The organism is Tenacibaculum sp. SZ-18 (assembly GCF_002813915.1).
Taxonomy (GTDB): Bacteria; Bacteroidota; Bacteroidia; order Flavobacteriales; family Flavobacteriaceae; genus Polaribacter.
This window is the reverse complement of sequence record NZ_CP019335.1, coordinates 578074-594387: the sequence shown is the minus strand read 5'-3', so window position 1 is coordinate 594387 and position 16314 is coordinate 578074. Positions and strand designations below refer to the sequence as shown.

The following is a 16314-nucleotide window of genomic DNA, read 5'->3' as shown; positions in this document are numbered from 1 at the left end:
TTACTCGTATTTATGGCATCTCGTTCCCAAAACAAAAAATGCTTACTGAGTATCTAGAACTTTTAGAAGAAGCAAAAAAGAGAGATCATAGAAAACTAGGAAGAGAACTTGAGTTATTCACTTTTTCACAAACTGTAGGACAAGGCCTGCCTTTATGGTTACCAAAAGGAGCTGCATTAAGAAGTAGATTAGAAGATTTCCTTAAAGTAGCACAAAAGAAAGCAGGATATGAAATGGTAATGACACCTCATATTGGACAAAAAGAACTTTATGTTACCTCAGGACATTATGCCAAATACGGAGAAGATAGCTTTCAACCCATTACAACACCAAAAGAAGATGAAGAGTTTTTATTGAAACCTATGAACTGCCCTCATCACTGTGAGATTTATAACTTCAAACCCTACTCATATAAAGACTTACCCAAACGATTTGCAGAATTCGGAACCGTATACAGATATGAACAGAGTGGTGAGTTACATGGACTAACAAGAGTTAGAGGTTTTACTCAAGATGATGCACATATCTTTTGTACTCCTGAACAATTAGATTCAGAGTTCAAAAATGTTATTGATCTCGTACTATATGTATTCACATCCCTTGGATTTGAAAATTTCACTGCTCAAGTTTCTGTAAGAGATCCTGAGACACCAGAAAAATATATTGGTGAAACTAAAAATTGGGAAAAGGCAGAACAAGCAATTATAAATGCTGCAAAAGACAAAGGTTTAGACTTTGTTATTGAACCTGGAGAAGCAGCTTTTTATGGACCTAAGTTAGACTTTATGGTTAAAGATGCTTTGGGGAGAAGTTGGCAATTAGGCACAATACAGGTTGATTATAATTTACCTGAAAGATTCGATCTTACTTATAAAGGTAGTGACAACCAACTTCACAGACCTATAATGATTCACCGTGCTCCATTCGGTTCAATGGAACGATTTATTGCGATTTTATTAGAGCATACCGGAGGTAATTTTCCGTTATGGCTTACACCAGAACAAGTTATTGTACTGCCAATCAGTGAGAAATACGAAAAATATACCGAAAAAGTTTTACATTTGTTAGAAAATTCCGAAATTCGCGCCCTCGTGGATAACCGTAATGAAAAAACTGGTCGTAAAATCAGAGATGCTGAAGTTAGCAAAATCCCGTTTATGATAATTCTCGGTGAGAAAGAAGAGCAAGATGGAACGGTATCAGTAAGAAAGCATGGTGAAGGTAATCTTGGGACTTTTTCTATTGAGGAATTCATTCTGTTAGTTCATAGAGAAGTTAAAAAAACGTTAGTTACGTTTAAAGCAAATAATTAAGAAATAATTTTAAATTAATAAGCCATAGCAATAAGAAGAAAAGGCGGTAGAAGACCCGCTAGAATCATTAAAGAAGATCAACATAGAATTAACGAGAAAATCAGATATGTTGACGAAGTTCGCCTTGTAGGTGAAAACGTAGAAGTAGGTGTTTATCCTTTAGCGAAAGCGAAAGAGATAGCTCGAGAACTAGAGTTAGATTTAGTTGAAATTTCACCGAAAGCTGTTCCCCCTGTCTGTAAAGTGATAGATTATAAGAAATTCTTATATGAACAGAAAAAGCGTGAAAAAGCATTAAAAGCTAAAGCTACAAAAGTGGTTGTTAAAGAAATTCGTTTTGGTCCTCAAACTGATGATCATGATTACGAGTTTAAGAAAAAGCACGCAATTAAATTTTTACAAGATGGTGCTAAATTGAAAGCCTACGTATTTTTCAAAGGCCGTTCGATTGTGTTTAAGGAACAAGGTCAGATTTTACTTTTAAAACTTGCTCAAGAATTAGAAGACTATGGTAAAGTAGAGCAGATGCCAAAATTAGAAGGTAAAAGAATGATTATGTTCATAGCACCTAAAAAAGTCAAGTAAACCAGATATTTTAAATATCTTGGAAAATTATATAAGCAAGAAAAAAACGAAATCAGAAGATGCCTAAGATGAAAACAAAATCTAGTGCCAAGAAACGTTTTAAGTTAACTGGTTCTGGAAAGATCAAAAGAAAGCACGCGTTTAAAAGTCATATCTTAACAAAGAAGTCTAAAAAGCGTAAGCTTGCATTAACACACGCTACGTTAGTTCACAAGTCTGACGAAGCAAACATTAAGCAACAATTATTATTAAAATAAGAGTTAGCTAGGTAGTAAATTAATTATTAACCATGGAGTAAGGCTCATCAAGTACTATTTAAATAGTCGCCTACTACAAAAAACAAAGAATTATGCCAAGATCAGTAAATTCAGTAGCTTCAAGAAATAGAAGAAAAAAAATCTTGAAGCAAGCAAAAGGTTACTTTGGACGTAGAAAAAACGTTTATACAGTAGCTAAGAACGCGGTTGAAAAAGGGTTACAATACGCTTACCGTGATCGTAAAAACAAAAAGAGAAACTTCCGTTCATTATGGATCCAACGTATTAACGCTGGAGCACGTCAATACGGAATGTCTTATTCACAGTTTATGGGGAAAGTTAAAGCTAATAACATCGAATTAAACCGTAAGGTTTTAGCTGATTTAGCTATGAACAACCCTGAAGCTTTTAAGGCAATTGTAGATACAGTAAAATAAGTTTAATAATCTTGCTTATACTAAAAACCCAAACTTTATCGTTTGGGTTTTTTTAAATTAATCTCAAATATCATTTCTTATCAATGAAAATATTAAATCTAATCGTAGTAACTTTATTCTGCTCAAGTGTTTTCGCTCAAACAACACTTACCAAGAAACAACAGCTTGAAGCTCTACCTAATACAGTAGAAAATCAATTCATTAAAACTTACGGAAAAGCTAGTAATTGGAAAGAATATAAGATGATTACTAGACCTGATTTTCAATCATTGCAAAAAAATGTTGTTGACAGCCTTGTAGCATTGAAAAAAAACATTCAAGTAAAACAACTAAAAATTAACGAACAGGAAAAGAGTATTTCAACTCTTAATGAAAAGATTAACGGTTTAACTAACAGCCTAAACTCATCAATAGATAAAGAAAATAAAATAAGTTTTATTGGAATTGGAATGACAAAAAGCTCTTACAATCTTTTACTTTGGACTGTAATAGCATTTTTAGCTATCACTGCGGTATTCTTTATACTTAGATTTAAAAATAGCAATAGATTAACAAAAGAAGCTAAAGTTAATCTTACAGAAATTGAACAAGAATTTGAACAGCACAGAAAAAGATCATTGGAAAAAGAACAGAAACTTAGAAGACAATTACAAGACGAAATAAACAAACAGCGAGGCGTTTAATTCTCTTATACAAAAATAGTAAAGCTCCAAATCTTAACGATTTGGAGTTTTTTTTATCTCAAAAATTATCGAATAATTGGCTCTTCTATTCCATAATTAATAACAAAATAAACGATTCTTTCATTATTCACTAATAATAAAATTAGAATTAAGACAATAATAAGAACAGAACTTTATTATTTCTTAAAAAACTTCAACTTTATACTGCTATAAAAGCAACAAAAAATTGGGTTTTCTTTTTTGATATACTATATTTGCACGTTTTTAAAAAGAAGTCATTTAAATTATTGAAGATGCAAAACAAAGGTCTTATTAGATTATTTGCAATCCTTTTCGGATTAGTAAGTATTTACCAATTATCATTCACTTTTTTTGCTAACAAAGTAGAAAAAGCAGCAAATGCTTATGCTACGAGTAAAGTTAGCGATCAGAATGATGGTAGAGAAATTGCTCGTTTAGAAAAGAAGTATCGCGATAGCGTTGCAAATAAAGAAGTAGTTGCGGGATTCACTTATGACGAGATCAGAAACAAGGAAATGAACCTTGGTCTTGACTTAAAGGGTGGAATCAATGCAATTTTACAGGTATCTGTAAAAGATATCTTAAAAGGATTATCAAACGAATCTCAAAATCCTGTTTTTACAAAAGCGTTAGAAAATGCTGACGAAACTCAAAAAGATAGCCAAGAGGATTACCTTGATATTTTTTATGATGAATTCGAAAAAGCAAGCAACGGTTCTATAAATTTGAGTGATCCTACGATTTTCGGAAACAAGTTACTTCGTGACAAGATTGACTTCAACAAAACTAACGAAGAAGTAAAGCCAATTTTACAAGAAGAAATTAACACATCAATTACCACTGCTTTTGAAGTATTACGTAGTCGTATTGATAAATTTGGTGTTGTTCAACCAAACATCCAACGAATTGGTACTTCAGGAAGAATTCAAGTTGAATTACCAGGTGCTAAAGATATTGAACGTGTAAGTAAACTATTAGAAAGTACTGCTAAATTACAATTTTGGGAGGTCTTCACTAATGCTGAAGTTCAAAACTTCTTCTTCACTGCTAATGCTAAAGCAACTGAACTTTTGAAAGATGATTCTGCAACGACTAAAGAAAAAGACACAACTAAAACATCAGATAGTATTGACGATTTGATCGCCGAAACTTCCGACTCTACAAACGTAGCAAATCAGAAAAGTTTATTTACTTATTTGTTACCAAATGTAGCTCAAAATCAAAATCAAGTTAGTTCGTTAATAGCGCAAGCAAGAGTAATTGATACTGCAACAGTTAATGGTTTATTAAAGAATAGAGAAATTAGAGGATTATTACCAGATAACTTACGTTACGTTAAGTTTTTATGGGACTATAAAGCTCAACCTAGTACTGATGGATCTAGTGAGGTTATCGGTTTGTACGCGGTTAAAGGTAATCGTAATGACGAAGCTTCTATCGAAGGAGATGTGATTGCTGATGCAAAACAAGACTTCGATCAATTAAGTAAGCCTGTTGTTTCAATGGCGATGAATGGTGTAGGCACTAAAAAATGGGCTAAAATGACTAGCGATAATGTTGGTAAATTCGTTGCCGTTGTTTTAGATGATTATGTATACACTGCTCCAACGGTAAACCAAGTTATTTCTGGTGGGCAAACACAAATTTCTGGTGGATCAATGACAGTTGAGGAAGCTCAAGATATCGCAACTGTATTAAAAGCTGGTAAATTACCCGCGCCTGCAAGGATTATTGAAGCAGAAGTAGTTGGGCCATCTTTAGGTAAAGAAGCTATTACAGCTAGTATGTGGTCATTCGCTCTAGCTATTTTGTTAGTATTAGTATGGATGATGTTATACTATGGTAAAGCTGGTATTTACGCAAACATTGCATTAGTAGTAAACATTTTATTTATCTTCGGCGTATTGGCATCGTTTAATTCGGTGTTAACATTACCTGGTATTGCTGGTATTATTTTAACAATTGGTATGTCGGTAGATGCCAATGTTATTATCTTCGAGAGAATTAAAGAAGCCTTGAATTCAGGAAAAGGGTTACTTACAGCTGTAGAAGAAGGTTTTAGTATCAAAGGAGCTTTATCTGCAATTATTGATGCTAACATTACGACTTTATTAACCGGTATAATTTTATATGTATTCGGAACTGGTCCTATTAAAGGTTTCGCATTAACATTAATGATTGGTATTGCTACTTCATTATTCACAGCAATTTTTATCACTAGGTTATTAGTTGATGGGGCTGTTTCTAAAGGAACGAATTTAACTTTCAATACAAACATCTCTAAAAACTGGTTCCAAAATATCAATATCGAATTCTTAAGAAAGCGTAAGTTAGCTTACTTCATTTCTGGAGGAATTATTATTGCTGGTTTAATTTCTATTTTCACAATTGGTTTAAAACAAGGAGTTGATTTTAAAGGTGGACGTTCTTACGTTGTGCGTTTTAATCAACCGATGAAAGCAAATGAAGTTGCAGCTTCTTTAAAAGACGCGTTCGGAACTGCTCCTGAAGTTAAAACTTATGGTGCAAACAACCAGTTAAAAATTACAACTGTTTTCAAGATTGATGACAAGAGTAAAGAAGTAGATGAAGTTGTTCAAAGCACATTATATAAAGGATTAAAGCCTTATTTAGGTGAGTTAGACTACGAAAGCTTTAAACCAGGTTTCGAGAAATTAGGTCAACCTCAAGGAATAATGAGTTACATGAAAGTAGATCCAACAATTGCTGATGATATTAAGCAAGCCGCTATTTGGGCTGTATTAGGATCTTTAATTGTAGTATTCTTATATATCTTATTACGATTCAGAAAAGTATCTTTCTCTATTGGAGCAGTAGCTGCAGTATTCCATGATGTATTAATCGTATTAGGTATCTTCTCTATTTTATATAAATTCATGCCTTTCGATATGGAAATCGGACAGTCGTTCATAGCAGCAATTCTTACAGTAGTAGGATACTCTCTGAATGATACCGTGGTAATTTTCGATAGAATTAGAGAATACGCTGCAGGAAGTAAAACTTTCTCAGCTAGTTTAGTAGATAAAGCCTTAAGTAGTACATTAGGTAGAACAATAAATACATCTTTAACTACAATGTTAGTAATGCTAGCCATCTTCTTCTTTGGAGGTGATAGTATTAAAGGATTTATGTTTGCTCTTATTATAGGTGTGCTTGTAGGTACTTACTCTTCTTTATTTGTTGCAACTCCAATTATGTTTGATGCAACTAAAGACAAAGAAAAAGAGAATAACAAATAATAAGATATTCTAAAAATAAATTAACCGTTTTGTACCAGCTGTTTTATCAGTAGAACAAGACGGTTTTTTTATTTAATGCTTATATTTACCAGTACATGAGAATTAAGAAACTTCACGATTTATATTTCAAACAATTAATTGGTCAAGAGGAAATTACAACAATTGTAAAATCCTTAGCAAAACAAGTTAAAAAGGATTTACCAGAGGGAGAAACACCGCTATTCGTAGGAATTTTAAACGGATGTTTTATGTTTGCTGCTGACTTTATTCGTGAGTACAATGGAGACTGTGAAATATCTTTCGTGAAACTTGCATCATACGAAGGTGAATCTTCAACTGGAGATGTAAAACGTTTAATCGGAATAAATGAAGATTTAACAGGAAGGACAGTAATAATTCTTGAAGACATTATAGATACTGGAACAACGCTACATGAGATTTATGAAATCTTTAGAAGAACAAATATCAAAGAACTTAAAATTGTAAGTCTTTTCTTTAAACCAGATGTTTATAGAAAGGAATTACATATTAACTATATTGGCAAAAGCATTGAAGATAAATTTATTGTAGGTTACGGACTAGATTATAATGGTCTTGGAAGAAATTTACCTGCAATATATCAATTAACAACAACACAACCCAAAATGAAAAACATCGTTTTATTCGGACCTCCAGGTGCAGGTAAAGGAACACAAGCTGAATTATTAAAAGAGAAATATCAATTGGTTCATATTTCGACTGGTGACGTTTTTAGATTCAATATTAAAAACAAAACTAAATTAGGAGTATTAGCTAAGAAATATATTGATGCTGGTGATTTAGTTCCTGATGAAGTTACTATTAATATGCTTAAAGCAGAAGTAGAAAAAAACACTGATGCTAATGGCTTTATTTTCGATGGTTTTCCAAGAACAGAATCTCAAGCGAAAGCTTTAGACGAATTTTTAGCCGAGAAAAATGAACGTATTAACGGAATGGTTGCATTAGAAGTTCCCGAAGATTTATTAGTTGAAAGAATCTTGGAAAGAGGTAAGACTAGTGGGAGATCAGACGATACCGATGAAGAAAAAATCCGTAATAGATTTAACGAATACAATACAAAAACTGCAATACTTAAAGACTTTTATAATGCCCAAGGAAACTTCTATGGTGTAGATGGAGTTGGAGGTATTGAAGAAATAACACAACGTTTATCAGAAGTATTTGACAAACTGTAAAAAAACTAATTCCCGCTTTCTGCGGGAATACTAATTTTAAGAAAATGACGGAAGGAAATTTTGTTGACTACATAAAAATTTATGCATCCTCTGGAAAAGGAGGACGTGGATCTGCACATTTACACAGAGAGAAATACATTGCAAAAGGTGGACCCGATGGTGGAGACGGTGGTCGTGGAGGACACGTAATTTTTCGTGGCGACAAAAATCTGTGGACGTTATTTCACTTAAAATTCAAACGCCACTTCAGAGCTGATCATGGTGGTGATGGAGGATCTAGTAGAAGTACTGGTAAAGATGGAGCAGACGTTATTATTCCAGTTCCTTTAGGCACTATTATTCGTGATGCTGATACTGACGAAATCTTGTTCGAAATTACAGAAGAAGGTAAAGAAGTAATTGTTTTAGAAGGTGGAAAAGGAGGAAGAGGCAATTGGCACTTTAAATCTCCTACAAACCAAACACCAAGGTATGCACAACCTGGAATTGAAGGTAAAGAGGCTTGGTATAGAGTTGAGTTAAAAGTATTAGCTGATGTTGGTTTAGTTGGTTTTCCAAATGCAGGAAAATCTACATTACTTTCAGTCTTAACTGCTGCAAAACCCAAAATTGCTGATTATGCGTTTACAACATTAAAACCGAACTTAGGCATCGTAGAATATCGAAATCATCAAAGTTTTGTTATGGCTGATATTCCTGGTATTATTGAAGGAGCTGCCGAAGGAAAAGGTTTAGGTCATTATTTCTTAAGACATATTGAGCGTAACTCTCTCCTACTCTTTTTAATCCCAGCAGATAGTGAAGATATTAAGAAGGAATATGAAATCCTTGTCAACGAATTACGCAAACATAATCCTGAATTACTTGATAAACATCGACTGTTAGCTGTTTCGAAAGCGGATATGCTAGATGATGAATTAAAACAAGAAATCGCTCAGGAACTTCCGAGTGGGGTTGATACTTTGTTTATCTCATCAGTTGCACAAATAGGGTTAACAGAATTAAAGGATAAACTTTGGAAATGTCTTAATTAGTAATTATTCGTTTGGCAACAACGAAACTATCCTTCCAATAGTTTTCTGTCATTGACGAATAAATAACACCTTTAGAAGTTGTGGAATGAATAAATTCAATTTCATTTTCTTTAACAGAAGTAACGAGACCAACATGGTTTATTTTTCCTTTCAACCTAGCAATATTAAAAAATAACAAGTCTCCTTTGGCTATTTCATCTAGAGGAATTTTTTTTCCATGATTACTCATACTACTTGAAGACCTTGGTAATCCAACATCAACTAAATTGAAACAGGTTATTACAAGCCCGCAACAATCCATGCCTAACCTAGAGGTTCCTCCTGTTCGATAACAAACTCCTTTAAAACTTTTTGCTAAGTTTATTACTTTTTCAATTTTATGATTTGTTTCCGCTCGCTCATCCTTAATGAAACAGCGATAAACACAAAACAGTGTTATAATTATTATTAACAACACCTTTTTATTCATCTAATACTCTTTTAGCGTTAATGAAAGCTCTTTTCCAATATGGTTCATTAAGCGAACTCACAATTACACCCCTAGAACTTGTGGAATGGATAAACTTAATATCGTTGTTTTTTACGGATGTGACTAATCCAACATGATTAACCCTATTTCTCTTTTTAGCGATTTTAAAAAATAACAAATCACCACGCTGAACCGAACGCAAGGGAATTTTATATCCGATAGAATACATTTGTATAGATGTTCTAGGAATAACAATATTTCTCTTTTTGAACGAGGTATAAATTAATCCAGAACAGTCCATTCCATTTCTATTTGTTCCTCCATATTTATAAGGAGCTCCTTTAAAAGTAACTGCAGTCCAAACAATCTTATCTGCTGTACTAGCATCATTGGAACGAGTCTTTCTACCTTTTCTGTTGATTGTTCGTTTATTTGCTTCCCCATTTACTTTTTTTGATGATCCGCAGGAAACAACGAAACTAAAAATTAGAAATAAAAAAAGTATTCTTCTAATCATATATTAACTTTTCAAATTTTCAATAATCAATCTAGCTGTTTTTTCTGAGGCGCCTTTTCCCCCTAGCTTATTCTCTAAATCAAAATAATCCTCAAACATTTCATTACGTTTATCAACAGACAAAATCATCTGCAATTCATGCTCCAATTTTTTTTCTGTAAAATCATTTTGAATCAACTCAGTAACTACTTCTTCATCCATGATTAAATTTACAAGTGAAATATAATCAAGTGTAATAATTCTCTTCGCTATTTGATAGGAAATCCAACTTCCTTTATAACACACAACTTGAGGTACTTTAAACAAGGCTGTTTCTAATGTCGCTGTTCCAGATGTAACCAAAGCCGCATGTGAAATACTTAATAAATCATAGGTACGATTATCTATAAACTTCACTTTACTTCCTTCAAGAAAATCTTTATAAAACTCTTTTGTTTGGCTTGGAGCTCCTGCTATCACGAATTGATAATTTGGAAATTTTTCAACCATTAAAAGCATTGTAGATAACATTTTTGTTATTTCCTGTTTTCTACTCCCAGGTAACAAAGCAATAATCTCTTTTTCCCCTAATTCAAATTCATCTCTAAAATCCTGTTCGTCAATTTGTGTTCTTCCAGCAATACCATCTATTAAAGGATGACCAACAAATTCTACGTCATAATAATATTTTTTATAGAAATCCTTTTCAAAAGGCAAAATCACGAACATTTTATCAATATCTCTTTTAATGGCTTCAACTCTTCCTGCTCTACTTGCCCAAACTTGAGGGGCTATGTAATAATTAGTTCTATACCCTTTTTCTTTTGCCCATTTTGCTATTCTTAGATTAAAACCCGAATTGTCAATAAAAATAATAACATCTGGTTTAAATTTATCAATATCAGTCTTACAGAAATTAATGAAACCAAAGATTTTTCGGAGATTCATAATTACTTCTATAAATCCCATGAAAGCTCTTTCTTTATAATGACTCACAATAGTTCCTCCTACATTACTCATTAAATCTCCTCCCCAAAATCTAATGTTAGCTTCCGGATCTTTTTTAAAAATCTCTTTCATCAAATTGGCCCCATGCAAATCCCCAGAAGCTTCTCCTGCGATAATATAATACTTCATATATTAGAAGAATTTTAAAATAAAGGTTATAATGGCAGTTAATAATGTTGCTATTAATACACCTTTGGCTCTATGATCTTCTTTTTTCTTTAAAAAAATAAAAAATACAAATAAATTAGGTAAAGCCGCTAATGCAATTACGGGTCCTAAAACATCATTCTTATGAATCATTTCAATTGTTTCATAAAACCCAAATCGTGAAACATATTGAAGATAGATAAACAATCCACAAAACGTAGCAAATACTGAAACCATTATACCAATGATAATCTCTTTTTTTATAAATCCCATGAATGAAGATTTTTTATAGCGTGATGTGCAGTCATATCAAATTGAACGGGCACAACGGAAATAAATCCATTTTCTAAAGCCCAAATATCGGTATCCTGTCCTTTATCATTATTGATAAATTTACCTGACAGCCAATAATATTCTTTTCCCATCGGGCTTTTACGCTTATCAAAATCCTCTTTCCAATAACCGTTTGCTTGTCTACAAACTTTAATCCCTTTTATATCTTCCTTTTTCAACTTTGGAATATTTACATTTAGAACTACACCATCTGGAAGCCCATTTAACAATACGTTTAATACTATTTTTTTTATGAACTCTCTAGAAGATCTAAAATCAGCATGCCAACTAAAATCTAGCAATGAAAAACCAATTGCTGGAATTCCCTCAATACCTGCTTCAACAGCAGCGCTCATCGTTCCTGAATAAATAACGCTTATTGAAGAATTTGACCCGTGATTGATTCCTGAAACACATAAATCTGGTTTTCTATTCAAAATTTCATTCTTTGCCATTTTAACACAATCCGCAGGTGTTCCAGAGCAACTGTATTCAATTTGTGGACCTTCATCTATGGAAGTTGGATTACAATGCAAAACATTATTAACTGTAATAGCATGTCCCATTCCACTTTGTGGACTGTCAGGAGCAACCACTATTACTTCTCCAATTTCATTCATTATTTCAATCAACATTCTTAGTCCTGGGGCCGTAATACCGTCATCATTAGTTACTAAAATCAAAGGTTTATTTTGCATATTTCCGAGTTTACTTTTAAACAAATATACATTAAAATTCATCTTAGATTTTTAACATTTTATAAAGATAGTAGCGGAAAAATAATCAGTAAACTTGTAAGAAACTAATTAGTTCCAATTATGGTGAGAGTTATTACAGTACTTATTATATTAGTTCTTTCTTATTTTTTCTCGGAGTTAGACGCACAAAGCAACAACATTTCTCCTTGTTCTTTAACTACATATAAACAATTCAATTCTTGGAAGGGAAGTTGGAACGCTTATGACTTCGAAAATAAATTAATTAGACAAAATAATATCAAAGAAATGCCTGACACCTGTATCATTCGAGAAAACTAGACTTCGAGAAATAGAAGATCTCTAGACGCTTGTTACAACACATTATAATTTTTCACTAAATAATGGCATCAAGTTTGGATTATCAACAAAAATGATAATGAACTTTACAATGAATGTTCATCTAGACAAAATTATAGTAATAGAAAATAAAATTATTCAAAATTAAAAAGTCAGTTACCTTAAACAAAAACTGTGACCAATAATTCTTGTGGAAATGTAACACAAAATCAGGACTGTATTATAATTATTAGTAAATTAATTCAATAAGTCATTAGAGACTTACATAAAAAAAGAACAACTAGTAAATTTGGCATTATTTTACTAGCTTAGCAAATGGCAACACTTAATTCATTTAAAGATAGAAGGTTTATGAAGATGAAATTTTTAACCCCAATTTTATTATTACTCATAGCTAGTAACACGGCACTAGCAAACAACTATAATCATTTCAAAAAAGACCCTGATAAGGACAAAGTAATTTTGTATGTATTGAAGAATATATTAACCAAAGGACACTTTGTTCAAAAAGAATTAAACGATGATTTCTCTGAACATGTTTACAACGATTTTATTAATAATTTAGACCCAAGTAAACGTTATTTCACACAAGAAGATTTAAAAGAATTTTCACAATACAAATATCAGATTGATGATCAATTGAGAAACTCTAGATTAGATTTTTACAAGTTAGTATATGGTCGCTTTCTTGAAAAGATTAAAGCGGCTCAACTTACATATGCGGCACTTCTTCAACAACCATTCAATTTTAAAAAGAAAGAAAATATTAATATTGATTATAAGAAAGTTCCTTTTGCTAAAAATGAAAATGAATTAGTTGATAATTGGCGAAAACAACTGAAATTACAAGTTGTTAGTTTAATTCAAGAAACAGAACAAAGACAAAATGAAGAATTAAAAAAAGATCCCAAAATCAAGAGGAAGTCCTTCGCAGAAATGGAAGTTAAAGCTCGTGAAAAAGTAAAAAAGAACATGAATGATTTATACATCAGGATTGATGAATTAGAGAATTCAGATTGGTATTCAACTTTTTTAAATAGCGTTGTTAGTGGTTTCGATCCTCATACTACGTACATGTCACCAAGAACAAAATCTCGATTTGATCAAGATATGTCAGGAAAATTAGAAGGAATCGGTGCCAGACTTCAAAAAGAAGGTATTTACACTAAAATTGTAGAATTAATTTCAGGAGGTCCTGCTTGGAAACAAGGTGAACTTGAACCTGGAGATATTATCTTAAAAGTAGCGCAAGGAGAAGGAGAACCTCTTGACATTGTAGGAATGCGTTTAGATGATGCAATTACTTTTATAAAAGGTAAAAAAGGAACTGAAGTTCGTTTAACCGTTAAAAAGAAAATGGATGGTTCTACGAAAGTTATTCCAATTGTAAGAGATATAGTAGAGTTAGAAGAAACTTTCGTTAAATCTAGTATTGTTGAGAAAAACGGTAAAATATACGGGGTCATAAATCTTCCAAAATTTTATATTGATTTTGATGATGCAAAACAAAGAAATGCTGCCGGCGATATGAAATTAGAAATCGAGCGTTTGAAAAAAGAAAATGTAGAAGGACTTATTGTTGACTTAAGAGATAACGGCGGTGGATCACTAAAAACAGTTATTGAAATCGGAGGGCTTTTCATTAATGAAGGACCAATTGTTCAGGTAAAATATCGTGGGGAACCAGCTATCATAAAAAATGATACAGATTCTAATACTCATTGGAACGGACCATTAGTTGTAATGGTTAACGAAATGTCGGCTTCTGCTTCTGAAATTTTCGCAGCAGCAATGCAGGATTATGGACGAGGAGTTATTATGGGTGGTAAGCAAACCTATGGTAAAGGCACTGTTCAAAATGTACTTCCTTTAAACTATTATGTGAGTAAATACCCTGATGATTTAGGCGCTTTGAAAATGACGATTCAAAAATTTTATAGAATTAACGGAGGATCAACTCAAATTGAAGGTGTTTATTCTGATATTGCAATGCCAGACAGGTATAGCTACATGGAATTTGGTGAACGTGATTTAGATGGAGCTTTGCCTTGGGATAGCGTAAAAAAAGCTTCCTACAATAAAATTAATTCTTACACAAATTTTAACGAGGTTGTTACTAACAGTAAGGAAAGAATTAATGCTGATCAAAAATTCATTTCAATTAACGAATATGCGAAATGGTTAAAAAAAGGTCAGGATGATAATATTTATTCGTTAAACTATAACTCATATAGAAAAGATGTTGAACAACGTCTTGAAGAAAGTAAAAGATTTAAAGACATCTTTAAATATGAGTCTAATTTAACCTTTACCTCACCATCTTACGAGTTACCTTATTTCAAAACTGACACTGTATTAAAACAAAAAAGAGATAGATGGCATAAAGGATTACAAAAAGATATTTATCTCAATGAAGCTTTAAATGTTTTAAGCGAATTAAAAATGGATAAAAAACTAGAGCTAGTTAAAAAATAATGAAAAAGCTTATCCTTATATTCATTTCATTATTCTCATCGAATATTATTTCGGGTCAGTATATAATTGATGAATCTTATAAGGATAAGAGCTTTTGGAATTTCAAAACAGAACTCGAATATTGTATTATAAAAAAAGATCTAAAAAAGCTTAGATCTTTTTTAGCTTCCGGTATTAATGTAGGTAAAGACGCTTGTAAAGAGTTTGAATGTACTCCAAACGAATTCATGCAGTATTTCTTCGGAGATGGCGCTAACCATGAAAATTCATGGAATGAACTTCTTACAGTTGTCCGGCTAGGTTTTTCCAAATCGAGTGAAAAGGGAAAGGTCGTCTCAAACAAAGGAACAGAATCCTTTACTGCTCCTTCCTATTTAGAAAAAATCAATACCGACAAAGAAGTAATAATTTTAGGTGAAAATGTAAATATTAGACAAAAGCCAAATTTAAAAGGAAAAGTTTTAAGAATGGTTAGTTATGAAAAGTTTAAATGTGATTGTAATATTATAGATTACAAACCAACAACTATTCAAAGTTCTGACGGTATTCAATGGTTAGAAATTAAACTTCTTAATGGACTAGTTGGTTATGTTTCACTTGATTTAACTTCTTACTCAATAGATAAAGAAATGACCATCAAAAAAATTGATGGCCAATGGAAAATTATTTCATTTTATACCGAACCCGGCTGTTAGAAAACTTTAATGTTAACAACCAATCCTTCATTAGCCCTAACGTTAAAAACAGTGTTATCTTCAAAAATAAAATACTGTCCCTTTATACCAACTAACTTACCAGTATAACTTCCTTCTTTCAATATATTCAGACTCTTTGGCTTTTCTGGATATTGTTTAACTGGGAACTTAATTTCTGTTTCCTTATTATTCTCTATAAAATACTCTTGAACTTCTTCTGGAATAAAAGCACGTAAACGATCTTGCCACTTACTCAAATCTTCATCCTCAATATCATTCTTCAACATTTTACGCCAATTAGTTTTATCTGCGACATGTTCTTTTAACGCAACCTCTGTAATTCCAGCTAAATATCTATTCGGAACCTCTACAATTTCAATGGCTTCATGCGCACCTTGATCGATCCAACGAGTTGGAACTTGTGTTTTTCTCGTTACTCCGACTTTAACATTACTTGAATTTGCTAAATAAACAATATGTGGTTGTAGTTGCACCTTTTTTTCATACTCTAAATCTCTATCTTCTTCATCTAAATGCGCCTTACTTAATTCAGGTCTCATAATCCAATCTCCTGCAGAAGGTGTGTCAAAAAAACAGGATTTACAAAAGCCTTGACGGTAAATTTCTTTCTCTAAACCACAATTCAAACACTCGTAGGTAACAAAACTTAGTTTGATAGTTTTGCTAAGTAACTGATTAACATTAATAAAATCAGTTTTCATATCTAAATAATACTGAACAGTATCTAAAAGTTCAGTATTCATTTTTTTTAAAACTCCAGTGTATTGCATATTGTAAAATTTACTATTTTTAGCCTAGAACAAACTTA

16 protein-coding genes (1 of these 16 only partly in view) are annotated in these 16314 nt (G+C 32.2%); 10 read left to right on the top strand and 6 right to left on the bottom strand.

Annotated elements, in window-relative coordinates; genetic code table 11:
* The 8 genes from thrS to obgE form a co-directional block, all read left to right on the top strand.
* On the top strand, nt 1-1313 hold the 3' portion of the coding sequence (gene thrS / locus BTO06_RS02675; protein WP_100923850.1) for a threonine--tRNA ligase. The gene continues 640 nt to the left of window position 1, outside the view; 1313 of the gene's 1953 nt are visible here — the last part of the coding sequence; its start codon lies off the left edge, out of view; the stop codon is at nt 1311-1313.
* 87 nt (nt 1314-1400) lie between these two features.
* Nucleotides 1401-1898, top strand: a complete 498-nt coding sequence (gene infC, locus BTO06_RS02670; protein ID WP_157811922.1) for a translation initiation factor IF-3 — start codon at nt 1401-1403, stop codon at nt 1896-1898.
* 59 nt (nt 1899-1957) lie between these two features.
* Nucleotides 1958-2155, top strand: coding sequence for a 50S ribosomal protein L35 (gene rpmI / locus BTO06_RS02665; RefSeq protein WP_100923848.1), 198 nt, complete (start codon nt 1958-1960; stop codon nt 2153-2155).
* A 92-nt stretch (nt 2156-2247) separates the two neighbouring features.
* Nucleotides 2248-2592 carry a 50S ribosomal protein L20 gene (gene rplT / locus BTO06_RS02660; protein WP_100923847.1) on the top strand — a complete coding sequence of 115 codons (345 nt, stop codon included), beginning with the start codon at nt 2248-2250 and terminating at the stop codon, nt 2590-2592.
* Between the two features lie 83 nt (nt 2593-2675).
* Nucleotides 2676-3275 carry a hypothetical protein gene (locus BTO06_RS02655; protein ID WP_100923846.1) on the top strand — a complete coding sequence of 200 codons (600 nt, stop codon included), beginning with the start codon at nt 2676-2678 and terminating at the stop codon, nt 3273-3275.
* 293 nt (nt 3276-3568) lie between these two features.
* On the top strand, nt 3569-6556 hold the full coding sequence (gene secDF / locus BTO06_RS02650) for a protein translocase subunit SecDF (protein ID WP_100923845.1): 2988 nt from the start codon (nt 3569-3571) through the stop codon (nt 6554-6556).
* A 95-nt stretch (nt 6557-6651) separates the two neighbouring features.
* Complete coding sequence (locus BTO06_RS02645) at nt 6652-7773, top strand: adenylate kinase (RefSeq protein ID WP_100923844.1); 1122 nt, start codon at nt 6652-6654, stop codon at nt 7771-7773.
* A gap of 44 nt (nt 7774-7817) precedes the next feature.
* Nucleotides 7818-8807: a GTPase ObgE gene (obgE, locus tag BTO06_RS02640; RefSeq protein WP_100923843.1), complete on the top strand. Its 990-nt coding sequence runs from the start codon at nt 7818-7820 to the stop codon at nt 8805-8807.
* Here the strand turns inward: obgE and BTO06_RS02635 are convergent.
* The 5 genes from BTO06_RS02635 to surE are packed head-to-tail and all read right to left on the bottom strand — an operon-like array spanning nt 8800 to nt 11958.
* A complete protein-coding gene (locus BTO06_RS02635; RefSeq protein WP_100923842.1) occupies nt 8800-9276 on the bottom strand; it encodes a C40 family peptidase in 477 nt (158 codons plus the stop codon). The genes obgE and BTO06_RS02635 overlap by 8 nt on opposite strands.
* Nucleotides 9269-9793: a C40 family peptidase gene (locus BTO06_RS02630; protein WP_100923841.1), complete on the bottom strand. Its 525-nt coding sequence runs from the start codon at nt 9791-9793 to the stop codon at nt 9269-9271. The genes BTO06_RS02635 and BTO06_RS02630 overlap by 8 nt, the downstream gene beginning before the upstream one ends.
* Nucleotides 9794-9796: 3 nt before the next feature.
* The gene (gene lpxB, locus BTO06_RS02625; RefSeq protein ID WP_100923840.1) at nt 9797-10909 is read right to left on the bottom strand and encodes a lipid-A-disaccharide synthase; all 1113 of its coding nucleotides are present in this window, start codon (nt 10907-10909) and stop codon (nt 9797-9799) included.
* 3 nt (nt 10910-10912) lie between these two features.
* Complete coding sequence (locus tag BTO06_RS02620; RefSeq protein ID WP_100923839.1) at nt 10913-11200, bottom strand: hypothetical protein; 288 nt, start codon at nt 11198-11200, stop codon at nt 10913-10915.
* Nucleotides 11188-11958, bottom strand: coding sequence for a 5'/3'-nucleotidase SurE (gene surE / locus BTO06_RS02615; protein ID WP_100926689.1), 771 nt, complete (start codon nt 11956-11958; stop codon nt 11188-11190). Before surE ends, BTO06_RS02620 begins: the two co-directional genes overlap by 13 nt.
* Nucleotides 11959-12630: 672 nt before the next feature.
* Between surE and BTO06_RS02605 the strand changes: the two genes are divergently transcribed.
* Nucleotides 12631-14790: a carboxy terminal-processing peptidase gene (locus tag BTO06_RS02605; RefSeq protein WP_232731500.1), complete on the top strand. Its 2160-nt coding sequence runs from the start codon at nt 12631-12633 to the stop codon at nt 14788-14790.
* Nucleotides 14790-15485, top strand: coding sequence for an SH3 domain-containing protein (locus BTO06_RS02600; RefSeq protein WP_100923837.1), 696 nt, complete (start codon nt 14790-14792; stop codon nt 15483-15485). The genes BTO06_RS02605 and BTO06_RS02600 overlap by 1 nt, the downstream gene beginning before the upstream one ends.
* Here BTO06_RS02600 and BTO06_RS02595 read toward each other — a convergent pair.
* The gene (locus BTO06_RS02595; RefSeq protein ID WP_100923836.1) at nt 15482-16276 is read right to left on the bottom strand and encodes a DUF2797 domain-containing protein; all 795 of its coding nucleotides are present in this window, start codon (nt 16274-16276) and stop codon (nt 15482-15484) included. The two genes, BTO06_RS02600 and BTO06_RS02595, sit on opposite strands and share 4 nt — an antisense overlap.
* Between the last annotated feature and the right edge of the window lie 38 nt (nt 16277-16314).